Source organism: Kosakonia sacchari SP1 (assembly GCF_000300455.3).
Lineage (GTDB): Bacteria > Pseudomonadota > Gammaproteobacteria > Enterobacterales > Enterobacteriaceae > Kosakonia > Kosakonia sacchari.
Map to the genome: position 1 here is coordinate 3907721 of NZ_CP007215.2, position 26220 is coordinate 3933940.

Below are 26220 nucleotides of genomic sequence, written 5' to 3' on the forward strand. Positions count from 1 at the left end.
TTTATGAATCTTAACAGTATTCCGGCGTTCCAGGATAACTACATCTGGGTGCTGAACAATGATGATGGTCGCTGCCTGATTGTCGATCCGGGCGAAGCCGCACCGGTATTACGCGCGTTAGAAGAAAACCAGTGGCAGCCGGAAGCCATCTTGCTCACCCATCATCATAACGACCACGTTGGCGGCGTGAACACGTTGCGTCAGCATTTTCCGGATATAGTGGTTTATGGGCCAGAGGAAACGCAAGATAAGGGAACCACCCAGATCGTTAAAGAGGGGGACGTGATCTCCGTTTTGGGACATGATTTTTCCGTCTTTGCCACGCCAGGTCACACTTTAGGACATATCTGTTTCTTCAGTTCCCCTTATCTATTTTGCGGTGACACGCTATTTTCTGGTGGCTGTGGAAGATTGTTTGAAGGGACGGCAAGCCAGATGTATCAATCCTTTTGTAAGATAAATGCGCTTCCTGATGATACGGTGATTTGCTGCGCACACGAATATACTTTAGGGAATATGAAGTTTGCGATCAGCATCTTACCGCAGGATCCTGCACTTAACGAATATTATCGAAAAGTTAATGAGTTACGTGCGAAAAATCAAAAAACACTCCCCGTAATTCTGAAAAATGAACGGCGAATTAATTTATTTTTACGCACGGAAGACACTGATTTAATTGATGTAATTAACCAAGAAACAAAGTTGCAACACCCAGAGGAGCGTTTCGCATGGTTAAGGTCAAAGAAAGATAACTTCTGATATTTCCGGGTTGCCTTTTAAAGACGACGCCGTTATCATCGCTCGTCTTTTAAGCAACTACTATTGACACACACATGAAGGCAAAAGCGATCTTATTCGCCTCTGTCTTGCTTGCTGGGTGCCAGGCGTCTAACCACGACGGTACGGTACAACAGCACGCACAGAGCCTTTCTGCAGCTGGTCAAGGGGAAGCAGGGAAGTTTACTAGTCAGGCGCGGTGGATGGACGATGGAACATTCGCCGCCCAGAATAACAGTGACTTGTGGACCTCCATTAGCGACGAGCTAAAGATGGGAATTCCGGAAAATACCCGGATTCGCGAACAAAAACTCAAGTATTTAAGCAATAAGAGCTATCTCCACGATGTAACTTTACGGGCAGAGCCGTATATGTACTGGATAGCAGGGCAAGTTAAAAAACGTAACATGCCCATGGAACTGGTACTACTACCCATAGTGGAGAGCGCTTTTGACCCACACGCGACGTCTGGCGCCAATGCCGCAGGCATTTGGCAGATCATACCGAGCACCGGGCGAAATTATGGTTTAAAGCAGACTCGCAGCTACGATGCGCGTCGTGACATTGTGGCCTCTACCACGGCCGCGCTTGACATGATGCAGCGTCTTAACCGCATGTTTGATGGCGACTGGTTACTGACAGTCGCTGCTTATAACAGTGGTGAAGGTCGCGTGTTGAAAGCGATGAAAGCCAATAAATCGCGGGGTAAACCCACCGATTTCTGGTCGCTTTCATTGCCGCAGGAAACCAAGATTTACGTGCCTAAAATGCTGGCTTTGAGCGATATTCTCAAAAACAGTAAGCGCTATGGCGTGAGTCTGCCAACACCAGACGAAAGCCGTGCGCTGGCGCGAGTCAGACTGAGCAGCCCGGTTGAGGTCGATCAGTTAGCAGAAATGGCCGGGATTTCGGTGAACAAACTGAAAACGTTTAACGCTGGCGTTAAAGGTTCGACGTTAGGTTCAGCGGGTCCGCAGTACGTAATGGTGCCGAAGAAACACGCCGATCAATTGCGTGAATCACTGGCCTCCGGCGAAATCGCGGCCGTACAGCCGACCCAGCTTGCGGATAACACACCGCTGCCAGGCCGGAGCTACAAGGTTCGCTCAGGCGATACGCTTTCCGCCATCGCGGCGCGTCTCGGCGTTAGCGCAAAGGATATCCAGCAGTGGAATAACCTGCGCGGTTCGAACCTGAAAGTGGGCCAGAGTCTGACGGTAGGTGCAGGTAGCAGCGCACAGCGTCTCGCCAGCAACAGCGATAGCATTACCTATCGCGTACGCAAAGGTGATTCGTTATCGAGCATCGCGAAACGTCACGGCGTGAACATCCAGGATGTGATGCGCTGGAATAACGACACCGATAATCTGCAACCAGGCGATCAGTTGACACTGTTTGTTAAGAACAGCGCCACACCGGATTCCTGATACAAACCGATAAAAAAGCACCGTTTCCCCACGGTGCTTTTTTTTGCCTGCTTGTCGCCCCTCAAGCCGGTTTAGCTGGGGTAAACTCCACCAGCAACGGGTTGTGATCCGATGCGCGCGTCACCAGCACCGACGCTTCCTGCACATTCAAACCACGATAAAAAACAAAATCCAGCGGACGACCAAAGGCGCGGCGGCGATTGTCATCTGTGAAACGAACCTGTCGCAACGACATATCGCGCGTAAAGCGATAGAGCGCATTCATGCGTGGTCGGCTCCAGGCGTTGAAATCCCCCGCCATAATTACAGGCCCGGCGTGGCGCATAATCTGATCGCCGATCGGCAGCAACTGCTTGCTGTAGACATCCACGCCCAGACTGAAATTCACCGCATGGACGTTCACCACCATCAGGTTACGTAAATCAGGCAGCGGGTACACCGTGACCAGCGCTGATTTCGCCAGCCGTAAAATCGGCTCCCGCTCACGCAGCGGGCAGCAATAGACCGGATGTGCGGACGAAAGCGTCATGACGCCAGAGGGATGTTGCGGCAGCACAAACGCGGGAACCTGATCGGCAGCAAGATAGTTAGTGGTCGCAAACCTGACCAGTTCCGGTGTGGTTTGCGCTTCCTGTAACAGCACGAGATGAGCGTCTTTGCCAAAGCTCTGCAGCACCGATAACCACTCGGCGCGCTGCTGCTTAAAGATATTCCATACCAGCACACGGATTTTTTCGTCGCTGCTTAAAGGCACACCCGCAGGCAACGCTTTGCCGATACTCGCGAAGGATCCCGGCGGTAAAATTCGCTCCGCTGGCTGTCCGGCAACATATCGCATGGCATAGGTATTCTTTGGCACTTTCGGCTTCAAACCTCATTGATTTCCACACCCGGTTCCCGGGCGGTCATTCAGTTATAGGGATTTTAGCGCACACTTTCAACGCACAATCGGCAGAAAAACCCCCGGTTATGGTTAGTGAGCGCTTATTAATGCCACCGGCGCCGCGCATGCGTGGCATCACAGGCTTCAACATGGTTAAATAGCTTATGGATGAATAATATCGTTGCAGTGTTGCTACAGAGGCAATAATGAAAACCACCTCAGAAGAACTCGCGATTTTTGTCGCTGTTGTCGAAAGCGGCAGCTTCAGTCGGGCAGCGGAACGCCTGGGCCAGGCGAACTCGGCGATCAGCCGTGCAGTTAAAAAACTGGAGAACAAGCTGGGCGTAAATTTGCTTAATCGCACCACGCGCCAGCTCAGTTTAACCGAAGAAGGCGAACGCTATTTCCGCCGCGTACAAAGCGTATTGCAGGAGATGGCGGCCGCAGAAACAGAGGTGATGGAAACGAAATCCACGCCGCGCGGTACGTTGCGCATTGATGCGGCAACGCCGGTCGTACTGCATTTCCTTATGCCGCTGATTAAACCGTTTCGTGAACGCTACCCGGAAATCAACCTTTCTCTGGTCTCAAGCGAGACGTTTATCAATTTGATTGAGCGTAAAGTGGATGTGGCTATCCGCGTGGGGAAACTGACTGACTCCAGTCTGCGCGCCCGCCCGCTGTTCAAGAGCTATCGGAAAATTATCGCCTCACCGGATTACATCGCTCACCATGGCAAGCCTGAAACCGTCGAAGAGTTGCGTAATCATGTGTTACTCGGGTTTACCGAACCGGTCTCCCTCAACACCTGGCCAATTGCTTCTGCCGATGGTCAACTGTTTGAAGCGACGCCGGATATTTCCTCAAATAGCGGAGAAACGCTTAAACACTTGTGTCTGAGCGGCAACGGTATCGCCAGTTTGTCGGACTATATGATTGATAAGGAGCTGGCAAGTGGGGAACTGGTAGATTTACTGGCGGATCAGCGCCTGCCGGTAGAGATGCCGTTTAGTGCAGTCTATTACAGCGACCGGGCGGTGAGTACGCGTATTCGTGCCTTTATTGATTTTATCAGCGAACATCTGCCGCAATAACAACAACGGGAGCATTACGCTCCTGTTGAATTCTCGATTAATCCCACTTCGGCGCCAGGCCTTCCGGGCTGACCAGACGGTCATTGCAATCAAGCTTCGCGATTTCCGCTTTATCTTCCGCATCCAGCTTAAGCGACTGTGCCAGCAGGTTGCTTGCCAGGTTCTCACGCTTGGTCGAAGACGGGATAACCGCATAACCTTCGCCCATCGCCCATGCCAGGATTACCTGCGCCGGCGTAGCGTTATGTTTCTGTGCGATACGACCAATCACTTCGTCTTTCAGCGCCTTACCGTATGCGAGCGTCATGTAAGAGGTGATATGGATACCGTGCTGTTTCGCCCAGTCAACGACTTTACGGTTTTGCAGATACGGTGACAATTCAATCTGGTTAGTGGCGATATTTTCCGCGCCCACGGCGGCAATGGCCTGCTCCATCAGCGAAATGGTGAAGTTCGACACACCAATCTGGCGCGTCAGCCCCTGCGTTTTTGCCTTCATCAGCTCTTGCATAGAGACATCAACTGCCACAGCTGCGCCCGGAGACGGCCAGTGAATCAGGGTCAGATCAACATAATCCGTGCCTAATTTTTTCAGGCTCTCTTTCAGGCTAGGGATCAGTTTGTCTGCGCCCAGATTTTCGGTCCAGATTTTGGTGGTGATAAACAGCTCTTCACGCGCAACACCGCTCTGAGCCAGCGCTTCGCCAATGGCAGCTTCGTTACCGTAGATCTGCGCGGTATCAATCACGCGATAGCCCAGCTCAAGGGCATTTTTCACAGAAGCGATAACCGCTTCGTCAGTTAAACGAAAGGTACCAAGACCGAATGCAGGGATAGCCATAAGAATTCCTCTTTCTGATTTCGTAATGTTTCGTTGCGCTGATTATTCCCCGCTTCAGTAAGGGGAAAAAGAGGCGAAAAAGCAGAGGTTTTTTGCCCGAGAAGCAAAAGTCAGGAATTCAGCGCGCAAAGATAGTTACTTGCATTTTGAAAGTCACTATGTCACCGTGAGCGCAGAATCTAATCAGTAACCGGGTCAGACCATGAAAAATGAACCGCTTTGCAACGCTCCCTGCCCCATTGCCCGTAGCTTAGGCCGCATTGGTGACAGCTGGAGCATAATCATCCTGCGTGACGCTTTTGCCGGTTTCACACGTTTTGATGAGTTCCAGAAAAGCGCCAATGTCGCCCCCAACATTCTCTCTCGTCGTCTGAAAGAGTTGGTTGATGACGGGCTGCTGGAAAAAGTGAGCTACAGCACAACACCGCCACGCTATGAATATCACCTCACGGCCCTCGGGCGCGATTTTCGCCCGGTGATCCTCGCCCTGGTGGAATGGGGAAACCGTCACTTCTCGCCAGAAGGCGCGCAAATAGAGTTAGTTGAGCGTGCAACACAGCGCCCGGTTGAGACCATCCTTATTGATAAAGCAACTGGGGAACCCATCACGCCGGAGAAATATACACTGGTGCCCGGCCCTGCGGCTGCACCGGTTATCCATTACCGCCACGATTATTTGCTACGCAAACGCGCGGGCGATAACACGCAAAAATTCGCCCCTCTTCACTATGTGAGCCGCAATAATGACGCTCAGTAAAAAGAAAAAGGCACTTACCTTGGTGCTGTTAGCCACAGCGCTGCTCGCCGTTGCGGGTTACGGCGTGTACTGGTGGCAAAGCGGGCGATTTATACAATCCACCGACGATGCCTACGTCGGTGGTGATATCAGCGCCATCTCCAGTAAAGTGTCCGGTTATGTCCAACAGATTGCCGTTCAGGACAATATGCTGGTCAAAAAAGGCAACCTTTTAGTCCGCCTTGATGACCGGGATTACCAGGCTGCACTGGCGAAAGCCGCCGGTGAAGTCGCCGCGCAGCAGGCGGCGCTGGCTGATATCGCCGCGACGCGCCAGTTGCAACTGGCGACCATTGAAGGCGCAACAGCATCGTTGGCTGCTGCTAAAGCGGTGAGTGATAAGTCAGCCAATGACAACCGCCGTTACGGCGCGCTGGTGATGTCCAGTGCCGTTTCTGCACAGGTACGGGAAAACGCGGCTGCAGATTATCGCCAGGCACGTGCGCAGGAGAGCAAAGCGCGGGCGGATAATGCTGTTGCCATGCGCCAGCTGGCTGTGCTTGATGCACGGGAAAAACAGACGCAAGCCGCACTGCAGCAAGCTCAGGCGAATCTTGAAATCGCGAAATTAAACCTGAGTTATACCGAGATCCGCGCCCCGTTCGATGGCGTGACAGGGAATCGTCGGGCCTGGTCCGGCTCCTTCGTCGGCGGCGGCACGCAACTGCTTTCACTGGTTCCCGCAGAAGGCTTATGGGTCGACGCTAATTTCAAAGAGAGCCAGCTAGCCCATATGCGCCCAGGCCAACGCGCGACCATTGTGGCGGATGTCATGCCGGGTCGAACGTTCTATGGCCATGTTCTCAGCGTTTCCCCCGCAACCGGTTCACGATTTAGTCTTCTCCCGGCAGAAAATGCCACCGGAAATTTCACCAAGATAGTCCAGCGCGTGCCCGTACGTATCGCGCTGGAGGGCGAAGCGGCAAAACTCGGCGTATTGCGCCCAGGGTTTTCTGTCATTGTTACTGTTGACGAAAAGAGCGCGCAATGAGCACTACCGATGCTGTGCCGCTGCAACCGGGCCTTTTAATGCCGGTGAGTCAGAAAGTGTTTGCCTTCGCGACGATGTGTGTGGGGATGTTTATCGCCCTGATTGATATCCAGATTGTGTCGGCGTCGCTACGTGATATCGGCGGAGGGCTTTCTGCCGGTGATGATGAAACAGTATGGGTACAAACCAGCTATCTGATCGCCGAAATAATCATTATTCCTCTCTCAGGCTGGCTGGCGCGGGTGATGTCCACGCGTTGGTTGTTTGCCGCCTCCGCAGCCGGGTTTACGGTGATGAGTCTGCTCTGCGGCTGGGCGTGGAATATCCAAAGCATGATCGCTTTTCGGGCGTTACAAGGGCTGGCGGGTGGCTCGATGATCCCGCTGGTTTTCACTACCGCCTTTGCTTTTTTCCAGGGAAAACAACGCGTCATCGCTGCAGCGACGATTGGCGGGTTGGCGTCGCTGGCGCCGACGCTTGGACCCACCGTCGGTGGCTGGATAACCGAGAACTTCAGCTGGCACTGGCTGTTTTATATCAACATCGTACCGGGGATTTACATCACCCTCGCCGTGCCACTTCTGGTAAAAATTGATACGCCAAACCCGTCGCTATTGCGCGGCGCGGACTATCTGAGCATCCTGCTGCTCGCGGTATCGCTGGGGTGTCTGGAATATACCCTCGAAGAAGGCCCACGTTGGGGCTGGTTTGATGACAACACCTTAGCGCTCACTGGCTGGGTGGCGTTGCTGTGCGGCGTCTTTTTTGTTGTTCGCACGTTACGCCATACGCAACCGGTGATGGATCTTCGTGCGCTTAAGGACAGAACGTTCGCGCTGGGCTGCTACTTCTCGTTTATGGCGGGGGTTGGCATTTTTGCTACGATCTATCTAACGCCCTTATTTCTTGGCACGGTGCGCGGCTTTAGCGCACTGGAAATTGGTCTGGCGGTGTTTTCTACTGGGCTTTTTCAGGTGCTGTCGATCCCGTTCTATGCGTGGCTTGCAAATCGGGTCGATTTACGTTGGTTGCTGATGGCAGGGCTGCTTGGATTTGCGTTGTCGATGTACAGCTTTATTCCGCTCACCCATGAGTGGGGAGCGCAAGAACTTCTTTTACCGCAAGCATTTCGCGGCCTGGCGCAACAATTTGCGGTTGCCCCGACGGTCACGCTGACGCTTGGTAGCCTGCCGCCGACGCGGCTGAAGCTGGCATCAGGTCTGTTCAATTTGATGCGCAATCTGGGCGGCGCGATTGGCATCGCCTTGTGCGGCACCGTGATTAATGACCGAACCAATTTGCACTACAGTCGCCTCGCGGATCATCTCAATAACGCCTCTCTTTCCGTCACGGAATTCATTCAGAGCAACGTCAGCAGATTGGTTAGTCAGGGAATTTCACCCGATATCGCCAGCAGTGCTGCGCTAAAGAATCTTTCGGTCATCACGTTGCGTGAGGCACGAACACAAGCGTTTTCAGATGCTTTCTATCTGATCATGTTAGGTTTTTTAATCGCTGCGCTGCTGGTTCCCTTAATGAAAAAACCGCAAACGGCATGATATTTCAGGAGAAGTGATGATGAGCGTTTCAACAAAACGCATCGTGGTAACAGGTATGGGAATTGTCAGCCCCTTGGGTTGTGGTGTCTCGCATGTATGGCAATCGCTATTACAAGGTAAATCAGGGATTAGCCGGCTTGCAGATGAGGTTGTCGACGATATTCCCTGCAAAGTGGCAGGACAGGTCCCTTCTATAGAAGAGGATCCGCACCACGGTTTTGATCCGCTGGCGGCTATTCCAGTCAAAGAGCGCAAAAAGATGGATCGTTTTATTGAGTTCGCGCTGGTAGCGGCAAAAGAAGCCCTGACGCAGGCGAACTGGTTTCCACAGGATCAAGCAGAAAAAGATCGCACGGCCACGGTAATTGCAACCGGGATCGGTGGGTTTAACGAAATCGCCAATGCTGTGCGCACAACGGATGATCGCGGGCCTCGTCGACTCTCCCCTTTTACTATCCCCTCTTTCCTCGCCAACCTTGCTGCCGGACATGTTTCAATTGCGCATGGTTTTCGCGGACCGATTGGCGCACCGGTAACCGCATGTGCCGCAGGGGCGCAGGCAATCGGTGACGCCGCACGCATGATCCGTAGCGGTGAAGCGGATATTGCGCTGTGTGGTGGCAGTGAGGCGGCAATACATCGGGTGAGTCTTGCCGGTTTTGCGGCTGCACGAGCACTATCAAGCAGTTTCAACGACGATCCAACGACAGCATCGCGGCCATTTGATCGCGATCGTGACGGTTTTGTAATGGGAGAAGGCGCCGGATTGCTCGTTATCGAATCGCTGGAACATGCCCAGGCACGCGGTGCGACACCGCTGGCAGAACTGGTGGGATACGGAACCAGCGCGGATGCGTACCATCTGACGGCAGGCCCGGAAGATGGTAACGGTGCACGTCGCGCCATGGAAGCAGCCATTCGCCAGGCTGAGATTACCACTGCGGACATCCAGCATATTAATGCACATGCGACCTCAACACAGGTCGGAGATAAAGGAGAACTGGCGGCGATTAAGGGGCTTTTTGGTGACACTCCGGTTGCTATTACCTCTACAAAATCAGCAACGGGTCATTTGTTGGGCGCGGCAGGCGGTATCGAAGCTATTTTCACTATTCTGGCTTTACGTGATCAGGTTGTACCCCCAACGCTAAATTTGCATCACCCTGACGCCGAGGCTGAAGGGCTGCATTTAGTTGCGCTGACTGCGCAGCCGCTGGAGATGCGTTATGCCTTATCAAATGGCTTTGGATTTGGTGGCGTGAACGCCAGCCTGCTGCTGAAACGCTGGGAATGACATATGGTAAAAAGGGCGTGATTGCCCTTTTTATCGAAATAACAGGCGAAAAAAAACCGCATCTCGTTAGAGATGCGTTATGCCTTATCAAATAGTTTTGGATTTGGTGGCGTGAACGCAAGCCTGCTGCTGAAACGCTGAGAGTGACGTACGGTAAAAAGGGCGCGATTGCCTTTTTTATCGAAATAACAGGCGAAAAAAAACCGCATCTCGTTAAAGATGCGGCTCTTAATTGAGTGGCGGAACGGACGGGACTCGAACCCGCGACCCCCTGCGTGACAGGCAGGTATTCTAACCGACTGAACTACCGCTCCACCGAATTTCTTTACAACCACCGGTTTGTTGCCCCGGTTCACTGCTAATTTGATGCCTGGCAGTTCCCTACTCTCGCATGGGGAGACCCCACACTACCATCGGCGCTACGGCGTTTCACTTCTGAGTTCGGCATGGGGTCAGGTGGGACCACCGCGCTGTTGCCGCCAGGCAAATTCTGTTTATCAGACCGCTTTTACGTTCTGATGTAATCTGTCATCAAGCTGATTTCATGTCTCTCACCGCCAAAACATCTTCGGCGTTGTAAGGTTAAGCCTCACGGTTCATTAGTACCGGTTAGCTCAACGCATCGCTGCGCTTACACACCCGGCCTATCAACGTCGTCGTCTTCAACGTTCCTTCAGGAGACTTAAAGGCTCAGGGAGAACTCATCTCGGGGCAAGTTTCGTGCTTAGATGCTTTCAGCACTTATCTCTTCCGCATTTAGCTACCGGGCAGTGCCATTGGCATGACAACCCGAACACCAGTGATGCGTCCACTCCGGTCCTCTCGTACTAGGAGCAGCCCCCCTCAATTCTCCAGCGCCCACGGCAGATAGGGACCGAACTGTCTCACGACGTTCTAAACCCAGCTCGCGTACCACTTTAAATGGCGAACAGCCATACCCTTGGGACCTACTTCAGCCCCAGGATGTGATGAGCCGACATCGAGGTGCCAAACACCGCCGTCGATATGAACTCTTGGGCGGTATCAGCCTGTTATCCCCGGAGTACCTTTTATCCGTTGAGCGATGGCCCTTCCATTCAGAACCACCGGATCACTATGACCTGCTTTCGCACCTGCTCGCGCCGTCACGCTCGCAGTCAAGCCAGCTTATGCCATTGCACTAACCTCCTGATGTCCGACCAGGATTAGCTGACCTTCGTGCTCCTCCGTTACGCTTTAGGAGGAGACCGCCCCAGTCAAACTACCCACCAGACACTGTCCGCAACCCGGATTACGGGTCCACGTTAGAACACCAGCCATTAAAGGGTGGTATTTCAAGGATGGCTCCACGCAGACTGGCGTCCACGCTTCAAAGCCTCCCACCTATCCTACACATCAAGGACCAGTGTTCAGTGTCAAGCTATAGTAAAGGTTCACGGGGTCTTTCCGTCTTGCCGCGGGTACACTGCATCTTCACAGCGAGTTCAATTTCACTGAGTCTCGGGTGGAGACAGCCTGGCCATCATTACGCCATTCGTGCAGGTCGGAACTTACCCGACAAGGAATTTCGCTACCTTAGGACCGTTATAGTTACGGCCGCCGTTTACCGGGGCTTCGATCAAGAGCTTCTCCTTACGGATGACCCCATCAATTAACCTTCCGGCACCGGGCAGGCGTCACACCGTATACGTCCACTTTCGTGTTTGCACAGTGCTGTGTTTTTAATAAACAGTTGCAGCCAGCTGGTATCTTCGACTGATTTCAGCTCCACGAGCAAGTCGCTTCACCTACATATCAGCGTGCCTTCTCCCGAAGTTACGGCACCATTTTGCCTAGTTCCTTCACCCGAGTTCTCTCAAGCGCCTTGGTATTCTCTACCTGACCACCTGTGTCGGTTTGGGGTACGATTTCGTGTTACCTGGAGCTTAGAGGCTTTTCCTGGAAGCAGGGCATTTGTTACTTCAGCACCGTAGTGCCTCGTCATCACGCCTCAGTGTTAAAGCACTCCGGATTTGCCTGGAGCACACACCTTCACGCTTAAACCGGGACAACCGTCGCCCGGCTAACATAGCCTTCTCCGTCCCCCCTTCGCAGTAACACCAAGTACAGGAATATTAACCTGTTTCCCATCGACTACGCCTTTCGGCCTCGCCTTAGGGGTCGACTCACCCTGCCCCGATTAACGTTGGACAGGAACCCTTGGTCTTCCGGCGAGCGGGCTTTTCACCCGCTTTATCGTTACTTATGTCAGCATTCGCACTTCTGATACCTCCAGCAACCCTCACAGGCCACCTTCGCAGGCTTACAGAACGCTCCCCTACCCAACAACACATAGTGTCGCTGCCGCAGCTTCGGTGCATGGTTTAGCCCCGTTACATCTTCCGCGCAGGCCGACTCGACCAGTGAGCTATTACGCTTTCTTTAAATGATGGCTGCTTCTAAGCCAACATCCTGGCTGTCTGGGCCTTCCCACATCGTTTCCCACTTAACCATGACTTTGGGACCTTAGCTGGCGGTCTGGGTTGTTTCCCTCTTCACGACGGACGTTAGCACCCGCCGTGTGTCTCCCGTGATAACATTCTCCGGTATTCGTAGTTTGCATCGGGTTGGTAAGCCGGGATGGCCCCCTAGCCGAAACAGTGCTCTACCCCCGGAGATGAATTCACGAGGCGCTACCTAAATAGCTTTCGGGGAGAACCAGCTATCTCCCGGTTTGATTGGCCTTTCACCCCCAGCCACAGGTCATCCGCTAATTTTTCAACATTAGTCGGTTCGGTCCTCCAGTTAGTGTTACCCAACCTTCAACCTGCCCATGGCTAGATCACCGGGTTTCGGGTCTATACCCTGCAACTTAACGCCCAGTTAAGACTCGGTTTCCCTTCGGCTCCCCTATTCGGTTAACCTTGCTACAGAATATAAGTCGCTGACCCATTATACAAAAGGTACGCAGTCACCCCATCAAGAGGCTCCCACTGCTTGTACGTACACGGTTTCAGGTTCTTTTTCACTCCCCTCGCCGGGGTTCTTTTCGCCTTTCCCTCACGGTACTGGTTCACTATCGGTCAGTCAGGAGTATTTAGCCTTGGAGGATGGTCCCCCCATATTCAGACAGGATACCACGTGTCCCGCCCTACTCATCGAGCTCACAGCCTGTGTGCTTTTGTGTACGGGGCTGTCACCCTGTATCGCGCGACTTTCCAGACGCTTCCACTAACACACAAGCTGATTCAGACTCTGGGCTCCTCCCCGTTCGCTCGCCGCTACTGGGGGAATCTCGGTTGATTTCTTTTCCTCGGGGTACTTAGATGTTTCAGTTCCCCCGGTTCGCCTCATTAACCTATGGATTCAGTTAATGATAGTGTGACGAGTCACACTGGGTTTCCCCATTCGGACATCGCCGGCTATAACGGTTCATATCACCTTACCGGCGCTTTTCGCAGATTAGCACGTCCTTCATCGCCTCTGACTGCCAGGGCATCCACCGTGTACGCTTAGTCGCTTAACCTCACAACCCGAAGATGTTTCTTTCGATTCATCATCGCGCTGTAAAAATTTGAGAGACTCACAGAACAGTTCACACTGTTCAGTGTTTCAATTTTCAGCTTGATCCAGATTTTTAAAGAGCAAATATCTCAAACGTGACTCGCAAGTCAGTTTTGAGATACGGCTGGCAACGCCTTTCACACATTACCGCGCAAGTGGCGTCCCCTAGGGGATTCGAACCCCTGTTACCGCCGTGAAAGGGCGGTGTCCTGGGCCTCTAGACGAAGGGGACACGAAAATTGCATATCACGCGCTGCGTGATATTTTCGTGTAGGGTGAGCTTTCATTAACAGAAAGCGAGCGGCTTTATTTATTAAGCCTCACTCCCGACGCGTAAACGCCTTGCTATTTACTTTTCATCAGACAATCTGTGTGGACACTGCAGAGGCAGGTTCTTTAAGGTAAGGAGGTGATCCAACCGCAGGTTCCCCTACGGTTACCTTGTTACGACTTCACCCCAGTCATGAATCACAAAGTGGTAAGCGCCCTCCCGAAGGTTAAGCTACCTACTTCTTTTGCAACCCACTCCCATGGTGTGACGGGCGGTGTGTACAAGGCCCGGGAACGTATTCACCGTGGCATTCTGATCCACGATTACTAGCGATTCCGACTTCATGGAGTCGAGTTGCAGACTCCAATCCGGACTACGACGCACTTTATGAGGTCCGCTTGCTCTCGCGAGGTCGCTTCTCTTTGTATGCGCCATTGTAGCACGTGTGTAGCCCTGGTCGTAAGGGCCATGATGACTTGACGTCATCCCCACCTTCCTCCAGTTTATCACTGGCAGTCTCCTTTGAGTTCCCGGCCGGACCGCTGGCAACAAAGGATAAGGGTTGCGCTCGTTGCGGGACTTAACCCAACATTTCACAACACGAGCTGACGACAGCCATGCAGCACCTGTCTCACAGTTCCCGAAGGCACCAAAGCATCTCTGCTAAGTTCTGTGGATGTCAAGACCAGGTAAGGTTCTTCGCGTTGCATCGAATTAAACCACATGCTCCACCGCTTGTGCGGGCCCCCGTCAATTCATTTGAGTTTTAACCTTGCGGCCGTACTCCCCAGGCGGTCTATTTAACGCGTTAGCTCCGGAAGCCACGCCTCAAGGGCACAACCTCCAAATAGACATCGTTTACGGCGTGGACTACCAGGGTATCTAATCCTGTTTGCTCCCCACGCTTTCGCACCTGAGCGTCAGTCTTCGTCCAGGAGGCCGCCTTCGCCACCGGTATTCCTCCAGATCTCTACGCATTTCACCGCTACACCTGGAATTCTACCTCCCTCTACGAGACTCAAGCCTGCCAGTTTCGGATGCAGTTCCCAGGTTGAGCCCGGGGATTTCACATCCGACTTGACAGACCGCCTGCGTGCGCTTTACGCCCAGTAATTCCGATTAACGCTTGCACCCTCCGTATTACCGCGGCTGCTGGCACGGAGTTAGCCGGTGCTTCTTCTGCGGGTAACGTCAATGAATAAGGTTATTAACCTTACTCCCTTCCTCCCCGCTGAAAGTACTTTACAACCCGAAGGCCTTCTTCATACACGCGGCATGGCTGCATCAGGCTTGCGCCCATTGTGCAATATTCCCCACTGCTGCCTCCCGTAGGAGTCTGGACCGTGTCTCAGTTCCAGTGTGGCTGGTCATCCTCTCAGACCAGCTAGGGATCGTCGCCTAGGTGAGCCGTTACCCCACCTACTAGCTAATCCCATCTGGGCACATCTGATGGCAAGAGGCCCGAAGGTCCCCCTCTTTGGTCTTGCGACGTTATGCGGTATTAGCTACCGTTTCCAGTAGTTATCCCCCTCCATCAGGCAGTTTCCCAGACATTACTCACCCGTCCGCCACTCGTCACCCGAGAGCAAGCTCTCTGTGCTACCGTTCGACTTGCATGTGTTAGGCCTGCCGCCAGCGTTCAATCTGAGCCATGATCAAACTCTTCAATTTAAAAGTTTGATGCTCAATGTTTCTTTATTTCTAAAGAAAAGAACTTCGTAATGAATTACGTGTTCACTCACTGAGACTTGGTATTCATTTTTCGTCCGAGGACGTTTAAGAATCCAGTCACCCTGAGTGCCCACACAGATTGTCTGATAAATTGTTAAAGAGCAGGTGCGACGCGCTTTAGCGCTCTGTCGCGAGGTGGCGTATATTACGCTTTCCTCTTTCAGAGTCAACCCTGATTTTCAGGATTTTTTCTCTTCAACCGAACCGGCTGTTTGTGTGAAGTGATTCACATCCGCCGTGTCGATGGAGGCGCATTATAGGGAGCCCGAGCTGAATGACAAGCGGAAAAATGCATTTTTATTTCAATCGCTCATCTTTTCGTCATAAAGGCTATTTTTGGTGCTTTTTAATGGCTGCAGGCAGCTCCGCGAGGCTATTAATCACCCAATCGGCACTCTTTTCAGCTTCCGGCGTAACAGGTTTACCGGTGCGTACCAGTACTTTTGTTCCTACCTGTGCGGCAGATGCCGCCTGCATATCTTCCAGCTTATCGCCAACCATATAAGAAGCGGGCATATCAATGTGCAGAAAATCGCGCGCCGAAATGAACATGCCCGGGTGTGGTTTACGGCAGTCACAAACCTGGCGGAACTCCTCTACTGTTCCTTGCGGGTGGTGTGGGCAATAGTAGATACCATCCAAATCAACGCCGCGATCGGCTAAAGACCAGTCCATCCATTCGGTTAACGTTTCAAACTGCGCTTCGGTGAATTTGCCGCGCGCAATACCAGACTGGTTAGTCACCAGCACCAACGCGTAACCCATTTCTTTCAGTTCGCGCATGGCATCAATAACGCCATCAATAAATTCGAATTCGTCGATCTCATGGACATAGCCGTGATCAACATTAATAGTGCCATCACGATCGAGAAAAATAGCGGGTACAGACTTTGCCACGGGTTTGCTCCTGAAAAAGGCATATGTTCTTAGTATCTCATGTTTCGCTACACAGGAAAGTGCTCATCGTTGATGAGTGACATTGATTTAGACGTCTGGATGCCTTACCATCCGCTCTGTTTACGGCTGTAAGTCGTAACCGGCAGAAGAAAATGCCACGGCTAACTCTCATACGATAAAAATAATCTAATGATTAAACTTTCGAATATCACCAAAGTGTTCCAGCAGGGGAACCGTACGATTCAGGCGCTGAACAACGTTAGCCTGCACGTTCCTGCTGGCCAGATTTATGGCGTTATTGGCGCGTCAGGTGCGGGGAAAAGTACGCTTATCCGCTGCGTGAACTTGCTTGAACGCCCATCGCAGGGCAGCGTTCTGGTTGACGGTCAGGATCTGACGCAGTTGTCAGAAGCGGAATTAACCAAAGCGCGCCGCCAAATTGGCATGATCTTCCAGCACTTCAACCTGCTCTCTTCGCGAACCGTTTTCGGTAACGTTGCTTTACCGCTGGAGCTGGATAACACCTCGCGCGAAGAGATCAATCGCCGGGTAACAGAACTTCTCGATCTGGTAGGTCTGGCAGATAAGCACGACAGCTACCCGGCCAATCTTTCCGGCGGCCAAAAACAGCGCGTCGCTATTGCTCGTGCGCTGGCCAGCAACCCGAAAGTGTTGTTATGTGATGAAGCCACCAGCGCTCTGGATCCGGCCACAACACGTTCTATTCTTGAACTGCTGAAGGACATTAACCGTCGCCTCGGTCTGACCATTCTGCTCATTACGCATGAAATGGATGTGGTAAAACGCATTTGCGATTGCGTGGCAGTGATCAGCAACGGTGAGCTGATTGAGCAGGATACGGTGAGCGAAGTGTTCTCCCATCCGAAAACACCACTGGCGCAGCAGTTTATCCAGTCCACACTGCACCTCGATATTCCGGAAGATTACCTGCAACGCTTACAGGCGCAACCGCAAGCGGACAGCGTACCGATGCTGCGGATGGAATTTACCGGTCAATCCGTCGATGCCCCGCTGCTCTCAGAAACGGCGCGTCGTTTTAACGTGAACAACAATATTATCAGCGCGCAGATGGATTACGCGGGCGGTGTGAAGTTCGGCATTATGCTGACCGAAATGCACGGCACCGCTGAGGATACGCAGGCGGCGATCGCCTGGCTGCAAGAACACCATGTAAAAGTAGAGGTACTCGGTTATGTCTGAGGCAATGATGTGGCTTTTTGCCCGCAGCATCTGGGAAACATTATTTATGACCTTTGCTTCAGGCCTGCTGGGTTTTATCGTCGGTCTGCCGTTCGGTGTGCTGCTGTATGTGACGCGTCCAGGTCAAATCATGCAAAACCCTGGGCTGTATCGCGTGATTTCCGCGCTGGTGAATATTTTCCGATCCATCCCATTTATCATTTTGCTGGTGTGGATGATTCCTTTCACCCGCGTGATTGTTGGTACATCTATTGGTCTGTATGCGGTTATCGTTCCACTGACCGTAGGCGCCGCACCGTTTATTGCCCGCATGGTAGAAAATACCCTGCTGGAGCTTCCTGCGGGTCTGATCGAAGCATCACGCGCAATGGGCGCGACCCCCATGCAGATCATTCGCAAAGTTCTGCTGCCAGAAGCGCTGCCAGGGCTGATCAACGCGGCGACCATTACGCTAATTACTCTGGTGGGTTACTCCGCAATGGGCGGTGCCGTCGGTGCGGGTGGTTTAGGTCAGTTGGGTATCCAATATGGCTACGTGACCTACAATCCATTAGTGATGAATACCGTACTGATATTGCTCGTGGTTCTGGTTTACTTAATTCAGTTCGCTGGCGATCGTATCGTCCGGGCTGTGACGCATAAATAACGTTACACACAACATAACGACTCAGATAGAAAGGAAAATATCATGGCTTTTAAATTCAAGACCTTTGCAGCAGTTGGTGCTCTGCTGGGTTCTCTGGCACTGGCAGGTTGCGGCCAGGACGAAAAAGATCCGAATCACATCAAAGTCGGTGTGATTGTGGGTGCCGAACAGCAAGTTGCTGAAGTTGCGCAGAAAGTCGCAAAAGAGAAATATGGCCTGGACGTTGAACTGGTTACCTTTAACGACTACGTGCTGCCGAACGAAGCGCTGAGTAAAGGCGACATTGACGCGAACGCTTTCCAGCATAAACCGTATCTGGATCAGCAGATCAAAGACCGTGGCTTCAAACTGGTTCCGGTCGGCAACACTTTCGTTTACCCGATCGCTGGCTACTCCAAAAAAATCAAAGCCCTGTCTGAGTTGCAGGATGGTTCTCAGGTAGCTGTTCCGAACGACCCAACCAACCTCGGCCGTTCCCTGCTGTTGCTGCAAAAACAGGGCCTTATCAAACTGAAAGATGGCGTGGGTCTGCTGCCAACCGTGCTGGATATCACCGAAAACCCGAAAAACCTGAAAATTGTTGAACTGGAAGCCCCGCAACTGCCGCGTTCACTGGACGATGCGCAGATTGCTCTGGCGGTCATCAACACCACTTACGCCAGCCAGATTGGCCTGACGCCGGAAAAAGACGGCATCTTCGTTGAAGATAAAGACTCCCCGTACGTCAACCTGATCGTCGCACGTGAAGATAATAAGGACGCGGAAAACGTGAAGAAATTCGTCCAGGCTTACCAGTCTGACGAAGTCAGTGAAGCGGCAAATAAAGTCTTCAACGGCGGTGCAGTGAAAGGCTGGTAATCTCCTCAGTCTGTAATATCATTCAAGGCGGGCGCAAGCCCGCCTTGTCATTTGTGCACGCGCCTGATTCAATAAGCGGCGTTAAGAAAATTACTTCGAGGATATATTATGCGTGCTTTACCGATCTGTTTATTAGCACTCATGCTAAGTGGCTGCTCCTTGCTAAGCAGATCTCCTGTCGAACCTGTAAAAAGCACCGCTGCGGCGCCAAAAGTAGAACCGGAGAAACCGAAAGTCACGCGTCCTGCCCCTGTACGGGTTATTACGGATGCCACCGAGCTAGTCGGTAAACCGTTCCGCGATCTGGGCGAAGTCACCGGTGAATCCTGCCAGGCAACTAACCAGGACTCTCCGCCGAATATCCCTACCGCGCGTAAACGCATGCAAATCAATGCATCTAAGTTGAAAGCTAACGCAGTTCTGCAGCACAGCTGCGAAGTGACCAGCGGCACGCCGGGTTGCTACCGTCAGGCGGTTTGCGTAGGTTCAGCACTGAATATCTCATCCAAATGAGTACATTTGCTTTCGAGCAAATCGGCGTTATCCGCTCACCGTATAAAGAGAAGTTTGCCGTACCGCGCCAGCCAGGGCTGGTAAAACACGGCGGCGGCGAACTTCACTTGCTTCCTCCTTATAACCAGCCCGATGCCGTGCGTGGCCTTGAAGAGTTCAGCCACCTGTGGGTGCTTTTCGTTTTTCATCAAACGATGGAAGGCGGCTGGCGACCAACTGTGCGCCCGCCCCGGCTGGGAGGAAACGCCAGAATGGGTGTGTTCGCTACGCGTTCGACCTTCCGCCCTAACCCGATCGGCATGTCGCTGGTTGAGTTGCACGGCATCCGCTGTCAGAAAGATCAGGTGATTTTACAACTTGGCAGTCTTGATCTGGTCGATGGCACGCCGGTGGTGGATATCAAGCCATATCTGCCGTTTGCTGAAGCCTTGCCGCACGCACAAGCCAGCTACGCGCAACAAGCGCCTCCTGCTGATGTCGCCGTCACCTTTACGCCGGATGTCGAAGCTCAGCTTAGTGGGCTTGAAAAGCGCTACCCGCATTTCAAAACCTTTCTATACGAAGTGCTGGCGCAGGATCCGCGCCCGGCTTATAAGAAAGGGGAAGAGCAGGGAAAAACCTACGCCGTCTGGCTGTTAGATTTTAACGTGCGCTGGCGCGTAACCGATGGCGGTTTTGAAGTGTTTGCGCTTGAAGCGCGCTAATTTTATCCCCCTCTCTTTTGGCATCTCTGCCAGGCTGATAAACTAAACCACTTTTTTCTGTGTCAGGCCTGTCTTAGGCCTGTTCCGATTGTCCAAATGGAACCGTAACAACATGCGTACTAGCCAATACTTGCTCTCCACTCTGAAGGAGACGCCTGCCGATGCCGAAGTCATCAGCCACCAGCTGATGCTGCGCGCCGGGATGATCCGCAAACTGGCCTCCGGGTTATACACCTGGCTGCCAACCGGTTTGCGCGTTCTGAAAAAAGTCGAAAACATCGTGCGTGAAGAGATGAATAACGCCGGTGCGATTGAGGTGTCCATGCCAGTAGTGCAGCCCGCCGACCTGTGGCAGGAAAGCGGCCGCTGGGAGCAATATGGCCCGGAACTGCTGCGTTTTGTCGATCGCGGCGATCGTCCATTTGTCCTCGGCCCAACGCATGAAGAAGTGATCACCGACCTGATTCGTAACGAGCTGAACTCGTACAAACAGTTGCCGCTGAACTTCTTCCAGATCCAGACCAAGTTCCGTGATGAAGTGCGCCCGCGTTTTGGCGTCATGCGCTCACGCGAATTCCTGATGAAAGATGCCTACTCTTTCCATACCTCTCAGGAATCGTTGCAGGAGACGTACGATGCAATGTACGCCGCTTACAGCAAAATCTTCAGCCGGATGGGCCTGGATTTCCGCGCCGTACAGGCAGATACGGGCTCGATCGGCGGTAGCGCCTCGCATGAATTCCAGGTGCTGGCGCAGAGCGGTGAAGATGATGTGATCTTCTCTGACTCTTCCGATTTTGCCGCCAACATTGAGTTTGCCGAAGCGCTGGCACCAAAAGAACCGCGCGCTGCAGCAACGCAGGAAATGACGCTGGTTGACACGCCGAACGCCAAAACCATCGCTGAGCTGGTTGAGCAGTTCAACCTGCCGATTGAAAAAACCGTGAAAACCCTGCTGGTTAAAGCCGTTGAAGGCAGTAGCTCCCCGCTGGTTGCGCTGCTGGTACGCGGCGATCATGAGCTGAACGAAGTTAAAGCGGAAAAACTGCCACAGGTTGCCGCGCCGTTGACCTTCGCCACCGAAGCGGAAATCCGCGCGATAGTGAATGCAGGCCCTGGCTCGCTCGGCCCGGTGAACATGCCGGTTCCGGTCGTCATTGACCGTACCGTTGCGGCGATGAGCGACTTCTCTGCTGGCGCGAATATCGATGGCAAACACTACTTTGGCATCAACTGGGATCGCGATGTGGCGACCCCGGAAGTGGCAGATATCCGTAATGTTGTTGCCGGCGATCCGAGCCCGGATGGCAAAGGTACGCTGCTTATCAAACGCGGTATTGAAGTCGGTCACATCTTCCAACTGGGCACCAAGTACTCTCAGGCGCTGAACGCCGCTGTGCAGGGCGAAGATGGTCGTAACCAGATCCTGACCATGGGTTGCTACGGTATCGGTGTAACGCGTGTTGTGGCTGCGGCCATAGAGCAGAACAACGACGAGCGCGGGATCATCTGGCCTGACGCCATTGCGCCGTTCCAGGTCGCGCTGCTGCCAATGAACATGCACAAATCTTATCGCGTGCAGGAACTGGCGGAGAAACTCTACGCCGAACTGCGTGCGCAGGGTATTGAAGTGCTGATGGACGATCGTAAAGAGCGCCCGGGTGTAATGTTTGCCGATATGGAACTGATCGGTATCCCACACACGGTGGTGATTGGCGATCGCAACCTCGACAACGACGATATCGAATATAAATACCGTCGCAATGGCGAGAAGCAACTGATCAAAACCGGGGATATCCTCGATTATCTGGTCAAAGCCATCAAAGGCTAAGCGCCCCAACAAAAAGCCCCGCAATGCGGGGCTTTTTTATAACTACCGAAATCCCACGTGACGGGCATCTGGTTTTGGCGCTGCCTTATTATTACTGGGTTTAAATCAAGCATGACCAACAGAAGTTTCATCGTAAACGCAGGTTTCGCATGCCCTTCACGATAAACCCAAGCCGCCCTCTATAAAGGCGGATTTTGCACTGCTAATGCTTAATCATCACAGCCTTTATTGGGACTAAACTTACCGCGCTTATTCGTCACCAGCACTTTCTGCGCCGCACCGGTATCCGGGTTTGGCTCAACGGTAAAATGCCCTTCAACCACCAGCAGAATCGGCTTGGTTTCTGTTCCCCGCGCTGCCGCGTAGTCACGCTCAAGCTGCGCATTGCTGGCAACGGTTACCTTCTTGCCGGTTGCACAATCGGTAAATACCGCCGCATCAGCCATGTACATATACATGCCGCGCATCGCCATCGGCGTCGCCGGTAGCGCGGCTTTTACTGGCTGTAACGTGTAGTTGAGCTGAGAAGTAATGGGATTGCCTTGCTGATCGAGCATCTCCAGCGCCTCGCCTTTGGCGCGGAAAAAGGTTTTATCACCGTGCGTATCAGTGAGGATCAGTTTATCCGCCGTGCGCGCCCAGTTCCCATACGTGGCAAACACCGCGGGCGCTTTTCCTCCCTGATAGCGCTGGTTCATCACCCAGCTACCGTCTTTATCCAGAAACAGAGAGGTTTCAATGCCTTCGCAATCCGCGCAGGGCAATACACCGCGCCAGCTTTGCTGCATCGGTTTCAATTCTTCAACGTGTGCTGGCTGCACCGTCTCGACGTCGCCACGGTTGTTACATCCGAAAAGCGCAAAGAGCGTACACCCTGCCAGCACAGATAAAATCGCTTTTTTCACACCCGATTCCTTATGCTCAATTCTGTTAGTACCCGTCAGCCTTCATGGCCACGAACTTTACCGCGTAACGCCTTTACCGACGACTTTTGCGCCTTGCCAGATAACCGGCGCTCTTTTGATGCGCGGGTTGGTCGCGTTGCCCGACGGCTCTTTTGCACAACGGTTAATTCTTTAATTAACGCTACCAGACGAGCGATTGCCGCTTCGCGGTTCATCTCCTGGCTGCGATATTCCTGTGCTTTTATCACCACCCAGCCTTCGCTGCTAATCAGATGGTGCGACGCTTCCAGTAAACGCGCTTTGTAATACTCTGGCAGGCTTGAAGCCCGGATGTCAAAACGCAGGTGGATCGCCGTTGAGCTCTTATTGACATGCTGCCCGCCCGCGCCCTGCGACCGCACAGCCGTGATTTCCAGCTCGTCGTCAGCAATCGAGACCGAACGGGAGATCTCAATCATTGCGGCTGCTGCCAGGCTTCAAGGTGGATCTCCAGATTCTGACTCTCATCCGATAACCAGATAGCGCCATCCTGCAAAGTTGCTTGCAGCGTCATGGTGCGATCGCTGGCAAACGCACTCAAACCGGCCAGTTGCGCATCATCCAGATACCAGATACTCAGATTGCTAAACACCGAGCAGCGCGACTGATTCTGCTGCCACCAGATCTGCGCCGCGCGTGAATTATAGGTAAAAAGCGCCACCTCTTTCGCCTGTGAGCAGGCTTTCTTCAGCCGTTTTTCATCCGGCAGCCCCAGCTCAATCCACAAATCGATACCCAGATAATCATTGCGTAACCAGAGTTCCGGTTCATCGTCTGCGCTGAGACCGCGGGTAAATTGCAGGCGTTCATCCGCGTATTTCATCCACGCCAGCAGGCGCAGCATCATGCGTTCTTGCGTCTCGGAAGGATGGCGAGCCAGCGTCAGCGTTGCATCTAAAAACTGATTACGATCCAAATCGGCAACGTTCACCGTCGCTTTATAAATTGTCGCTTTTAATGCCATGTCACCGCTCCTTCATAAAATGGCCGCTATTGTAGCGAATATAAGCATAAAGCGCTGTTATCTCTTGTCGCAGTGGGTATTCATCGCCCTGATAATGACGAATAAGCTGTGGTATAGTCACCTTGCTAAACAGAGTTTAACTTCGTAGGCTTAGTGTTATCTCACAGTAAAGTCAGGTTGCTGACAGGAGGTGATGTGAACAATTATTGTGAGTTAGTACGCAGACGTTATGCGGAAATCGCCAGCGGAGACTTAGGGTATATCCCGGATGCGCTGGGGTGCGTGTTGAAAGTGCTGAATGAAATGGCGTCGGATGACACCCTTTCAGAGTCGGTCAGGGAAAAGGCAGCGTATGCTGCCGCGAACTTACTGGTGAGCGATTATGTCAATGAATGATGCCTATCAACCCATCAACTGTGATGACTATGACAACCTTGAACTCGCCTGCCAGCATCATCTTTTATTGAAGCTGGAAATGAAAGACGGCGAGGTGCTCAGCGCCAAAGCCAACGATTTAGTCTCACGTAAAAATGTGGAGTATCTGGTGGTTGATGTCGCAGGCGCCGCGCGCGAACTGCGTCTCGATAAAATTGCCAGCTTCAGCCATCCTGAAATCGGCACCGTTGTGGTGAGCGAGTCCTGACATTTTGCGGGCAGCGCCTGTTGCCCGTTATCTTCGCCACTCAAGACGTATGCCCGTTTCCTCCGCCCTTTTCGCCCCTTCTTGCGTAACGAATAACCCCGCCGCCGCCATCAACGTCTCGCCATAAAACAGCAGCGGCGTGGTATCGCGTCGCCAGGGTGCCACACCGAGTTCCTGCCAGATTTTCTTCAGCTTGCGCCCGCCGCTGCGCCCGACGATATGCAACATGCCAGGTGCCTGAAAACGGATCGAAACCGCCTCGTCAGCGTTGGGCGTACGGATTTCCCCTCCCGCCAATAGCGACAGCTCGCCAAGACCTGCCGGTAATGTTAGCGGTTCGAAAGGCGCAACCCACGGCAGTTGCGTATCACGCTGGCTTTCAATGGCGCGGATCCACCACAAGCACGACTGATAACGACGTACCTCGAATTCGCCAAGTCGCAGACACGGCGAAGCATCTTCACGCGCCAGCGCCACTTCCAGCCATAAGCGATCAAGCATGGCGCGTGACGGCATGACCGCGCCGCGCCGCGCCAACCAGCGGCGCAGCAGCGCCCGACGCCGCGCATCGCTTAGCCTGTAAAGAGGGGCAAGTTGCAGCGCCCCTTCAGCCGTCGTCGCCGCCTCAAGTTCCTCTGCCAGTAACTCATCAAGTAACTGCTCTTGCTCGCCACACAGCGCGGCACTACGCGCAACAGCGCCGGCGAAATGGGGCCAGCGCGCCGCCAGCACCGGTAAAACCTGCAAGCGCAAAAAATTGCGATCAAAGCTGGCGTCAGCGTTACTTTCATCCTCAATCCATGACAGCGCATGGTGAAGCGCCCACTGGAGCAGCTCATCGCGAGTTTGTGTCAGTAACGGACGAATAAGCTGGGTTCCGGCAAAAAGCATACTTTCGGGCATGGCCGCCAGCCCGGCAGGCCCACTGCCGCGTTTTAACGCCAACAGGAACGTCTCGCATTGATCGTCCAGATGCTGAGCCGTCACCAGCACTTCACCAGGCATCAATGCATCCGCAAACGCTTGATAACGAACATTTCGCGCCTGCGCTTCGATTCCATCCCCATTATTCACCACTTGAACACGAACGACGCTAAGAGGAATCTGCCAGCGCGCGCAAATATCCTCACAATGCTCCGCCCATGCATCGGCGTGCGGGCTAAGCCCATGGTGAATATGAATGGCGCGCAGTTTGAGTTCGGGTAATTGCTGACGCCAAAGCATCAATTTATGCAACAGGACCGTCGAATCCAGCCCACCGCTAAACGCCACCAGAAACTGGCGCGATGTGGTCGGCATTGATGCAAAAAAGGGAGTGGTCATAGGGATTTTCAAAACGGAGTAATGCCCGGCACGTTACCGGGCATTAGCGGAAGTGGCAAGTATTACTGCTGGTAAAGCTCCAGCGGCAGGCCATCAGGATCAGTAAAGAAGGTAAAACGTTTATCGGTGTAAGGATCGATGCGGATTTCTTCGCACGGCACACCGTGAGCAACCAGATACGCCACCGCCTTGTCGATGTCATCAACGCTAAACGCGAGATGGCGCAGCCCGCAGGCTTCTGGCCGGCTGGGGCGCGCAGGCGGGAACGGGAAGGAAAACAGCTCAATCACATACTGGCCATTCAGCGCCAGGTCGCCTTTCCATGAATCACGAGCTTCGCGATAGACTTCGCTTTGCAGCGTAAACCCCAGGATATCGCAGTAAAACGCTTTGCTCTTCGCGTAGTCCGTAGCAATGATGGCAATATGATGAACCTGTTTTAAACCCAGCATAGTTTCTCCTTGTCTGAATGCCAGAACGTTACGCCTGC

The 26220-nt window shown here is 53.0% G+C and carries 23 protein-coding genes, 2 tRNA genes and 3 rRNA genes; 15 read left to right on the forward strand and 13 right to left on the reverse strand.

Annotated features, from left to right (window positions below; all coding sequences use genetic code 11):
• Nucleotides 1–3 precede the first annotated feature (3 nt).
• Nucleotides 4–759, forward strand: coding sequence for a hydroxyacylglutathione hydrolase (gene gloB, locus C813_RS41520; protein WP_017458722.1), 756 nt, complete (start codon nucleotides 4–6; stop codon nucleotides 757–759).
• Between the two features lie 74 nt (nucleotides 760–833).
• Complete coding sequence (mltD, locus tag C813_RS41525) at nucleotides 834–2204, forward strand: murein transglycosylase D (protein WP_025263721.1); 1371 nt, start codon at nucleotides 834–836, stop codon at nucleotides 2202–2204.
• A 61-nt stretch (nucleotides 2205–2265) separates the two neighbouring features.
• Here the strand turns inward: mltD and C813_RS41530 are convergent, their stop codons facing one another.
• Entirely contained in the window at nucleotides 2266–3063 is a 798-nt protein-coding gene (locus C813_RS41530) for an endonuclease/exonuclease/phosphatase family protein (RefSeq protein ID WP_071908240.1), read from the reverse strand.
• 230 nt (nucleotides 3064–3293) lie between these two features.
• On the opposite strand from C813_RS41530, the gene yafC reads away from it, so the two are divergent.
• Entirely contained in the window at nucleotides 3294–4181 is an 888-nt protein-coding gene (gene yafC / locus C813_RS41535; protein ID WP_017458719.1) for a DNA-binding transcriptional regulator YafC, read from the forward strand.
• A 37-nt stretch (nucleotides 4182–4218) separates the two neighbouring features.
• Here the strand turns inward: yafC and dkgB are convergent, their stop codons facing one another.
• Nucleotides 4219–5022 (reverse strand): 2,5-didehydrogluconate reductase DkgB, encoded by an 804-nt coding sequence (gene dkgB / locus C813_RS41540; RefSeq protein ID WP_017458718.1) that lies wholly within the window; start codon nucleotides 5020–5022, stop codon nucleotides 4219–4221.
• Nucleotides 5023–5224: 202 nt separating this feature from the next.
• On the opposite strand from dkgB, the gene C813_RS41545 reads away from it, so the two are divergent.
• Genes C813_RS41545 through fabF form a run of 4 tightly spaced genes read left to right on the forward strand, consistent with a single transcriptional unit; the run spans nucleotide 5225 to nucleotide 9662 of the window.
• Nucleotides 5225–5779 (forward strand): winged helix-turn-helix transcriptional regulator, encoded by a 555-nt coding sequence (locus tag C813_RS41545; protein WP_017458717.1) that lies wholly within the window; start codon nucleotides 5225–5227, stop codon nucleotides 5777–5779.
• Nucleotides 5766–6809: an HlyD family secretion protein gene (locus C813_RS41550; RefSeq protein WP_017458716.1), complete on the forward strand. Its 1044-nt coding sequence runs from the start codon at nucleotides 5766–5768 to the stop codon at nucleotides 6807–6809. Before C813_RS41545 ends, C813_RS41550 begins: the two co-directional genes overlap by 14 nt.
• Nucleotides 6806–8368: a DHA2 family efflux MFS transporter permease subunit gene (locus C813_RS41555; protein WP_017458715.1), complete on the forward strand. Its 1563-nt coding sequence runs from the start codon at nucleotides 6806–6808 to the stop codon at nucleotides 8366–8368. The genes C813_RS41550 and C813_RS41555 overlap by 4 nt, the downstream gene beginning before the upstream one ends.
• 19 nt (nucleotides 8369–8387) lie before the next feature.
• Entirely contained in the window at nucleotides 8388–9662 is a 1275-nt protein-coding gene (gene fabF / locus C813_RS41560; RefSeq protein WP_025263722.1) for a beta-ketoacyl-ACP synthase II, read from the forward strand.
• Nucleotides 9663–9899: 237 nt separating this feature from the next.
• Here the strand turns inward: fabF and C813_RS41565 are convergent.
• The 6 genes from C813_RS41565 to gmhB form a co-directional block, all read right to left on the reverse strand.
• Nucleotides 9900–9976, reverse strand: a tRNA-Asp gene (locus tag C813_RS41565).
• A gap of 54 nt (nucleotides 9977–10030) precedes the next feature.
• A 5S ribosomal RNA gene (gene rrf, locus C813_RS41570) occupies nucleotides 10031–10146 on the reverse strand.
• Between the two features lie 94 nt (nucleotides 10147–10240).
• Nucleotides 10241–13146: ribosomal RNA gene (locus C813_RS41575) — 23S ribosomal RNA — on the reverse strand.
• A 194-nt stretch (nucleotides 13147–13340) separates the two neighbouring features.
• A tRNA-Glu gene (locus C813_RS41580) sits at nucleotides 13341–13416 on the reverse strand.
• A 170-nt stretch (nucleotides 13417–13586) separates the two neighbouring features.
• Nucleotides 13587–15126: ribosomal RNA gene (locus tag C813_RS41585) — 16S ribosomal RNA — on the reverse strand.
• The 16S, 23S and 5S rRNA genes sit together here with 2 tRNA genes alongside, the layout of an rRNA operon.
• Before the next feature lie 390 nt (nucleotides 15127–15516).
• Nucleotides 15517–16083 carry a D-glycero-beta-D-manno-heptose 1,7-bisphosphate 7-phosphatase gene (gene gmhB, locus C813_RS41590; RefSeq protein WP_017458026.1) on the reverse strand — a complete coding sequence of 189 codons (567 nt, stop codon included), beginning with the start codon at nucleotides 16081–16083 and terminating at the stop codon, nucleotides 15517–15519.
• Between the two features lie 189 nt (nucleotides 16084–16272).
• Here gmhB and metN point away from each other — a divergent pair, with 189 nt between their 5' ends.
• From metN to proS, 6 genes are all read left to right on the forward strand, one after another.
• Nucleotides 16273–17304 (forward strand): methionine ABC transporter ATP-binding protein MetN, encoded by a 1032-nt coding sequence (gene metN / locus C813_RS41595; protein WP_017458025.1) that lies wholly within the window; start codon nucleotides 16273–16275, stop codon nucleotides 17302–17304.
• On the forward strand, nucleotides 17297–17950 hold the full coding sequence (locus C813_RS41600) for a methionine ABC transporter permease MetI (RefSeq protein ID WP_017458024.1): 654 nt from the start codon (nucleotides 17297–17299) through the stop codon (nucleotides 17948–17950). Before metN ends, C813_RS41600 begins: the two co-directional genes overlap by 8 nt.
• Before the next feature lie 42 nt (nucleotides 17951–17992).
• Nucleotides 17993–18808, forward strand: a complete 816-nt coding sequence (metQ, locus tag C813_RS41605) for a methionine ABC transporter substrate-binding lipoprotein MetQ (protein ID WP_017458023.1) — start codon at nucleotides 17993–17995, stop codon at nucleotides 18806–18808.
• A gap of 108 nt (nucleotides 18809–18916) precedes the next feature.
• Nucleotides 18917–19321: an Rcs stress response system protein RcsF gene (gene rcsF / locus C813_RS41610; RefSeq protein WP_017458022.1), complete on the forward strand. Its 405-nt coding sequence runs from the start codon at nucleotides 18917–18919 to the stop codon at nucleotides 19319–19321.
• Nucleotides 19318–20025, forward strand: a complete 708-nt coding sequence (tsaA, locus tag C813_RS41615) for a tRNA (N6-threonylcarbamoyladenosine(37)-N6)-methyltransferase TrmO (protein WP_017458021.1) — start codon at nucleotides 19318–19320, stop codon at nucleotides 20023–20025. The genes rcsF and tsaA overlap by 4 nt, the downstream gene beginning before the upstream one ends.
• 112 nt (nucleotides 20026–20137) lie before the next feature.
• Nucleotides 20138–21856, forward strand: coding sequence for a proline--tRNA ligase (proS, locus tag C813_RS41620; protein WP_017458020.1), 1719 nt, complete (start codon nucleotides 20138–20140; stop codon nucleotides 21854–21856).
• 209 nt (nucleotides 21857–22065) lie between these two features.
• On the opposite strand, the gene nlpE is transcribed toward proS, so the two are convergent.
• From nlpE to C813_RS41635, 3 genes are read right to left on the reverse strand one after another with little or no spacing between them, the layout of a single operon-like run.
• On the reverse strand, nucleotides 22066–22761 hold the full coding sequence (nlpE, locus tag C813_RS41625) for an envelope stress response activation lipoprotein NlpE (protein ID WP_017458019.1): 696 nt from the start codon (nucleotides 22759–22761) through the stop codon (nucleotides 22066–22068).
• A 35-nt stretch (nucleotides 22762–22796) separates the two neighbouring features.
• Nucleotides 22797–23219, reverse strand: coding sequence for an alternative ribosome rescue aminoacyl-tRNA hydrolase ArfB (arfB, locus tag C813_RS41630; RefSeq protein WP_017458018.1), 423 nt, complete (start codon nucleotides 23217–23219; stop codon nucleotides 22797–22799).
• The gene (locus C813_RS41635; protein ID WP_017458017.1) at nucleotides 23216–23764 is read right to left on the reverse strand and encodes a YaeQ family protein; all 549 of its coding nucleotides are present in this window, start codon (nucleotides 23762–23764) and stop codon (nucleotides 23216–23218) included. Before C813_RS41635 ends, arfB begins: the two co-directional genes overlap by 4 nt.
• A 195-nt stretch (nucleotides 23765–23959) precedes the next feature.
• On the opposite strand from C813_RS41635, the gene C813_RS41640 reads away from it, so the two are divergent.
• Nucleotides 23960–24160 (forward strand): YaeP family protein, encoded by a 201-nt coding sequence (locus tag C813_RS41640; RefSeq protein WP_017458016.1) that lies wholly within the window; start codon nucleotides 23960–23962, stop codon nucleotides 24158–24160.
• On the forward strand, nucleotides 24147–24407 hold the full coding sequence (rof, locus tag C813_RS41645; protein ID WP_017458015.1) for a Rho-binding antiterminator: 261 nt from the start codon (nucleotides 24147–24149) through the stop codon (nucleotides 24405–24407). Before C813_RS41640 ends, rof begins: the two co-directional genes overlap by 14 nt.
• A 27-nt stretch (nucleotides 24408–24434) precedes the next feature.
• On the opposite strand, the gene tilS is transcribed toward rof, so the two are convergent.
• On the reverse strand, nucleotides 24435–25730 hold the full coding sequence (tilS, locus tag C813_RS41650; RefSeq protein ID WP_017458014.1) for a tRNA lysidine(34) synthetase TilS: 1296 nt from the start codon (nucleotides 25728–25730) through the stop codon (nucleotides 24435–24437).
• Nucleotides 25731–25792: 62 nt separating this feature from the next.
• Complete coding sequence (locus tag C813_RS41655; RefSeq protein ID WP_017458013.1) at nucleotides 25793–26182, reverse strand: VOC family protein; 390 nt, start codon at nucleotides 26180–26182, stop codon at nucleotides 25793–25795.
• Nucleotides 26183–26220 lie beyond the last annotated feature (38 nt).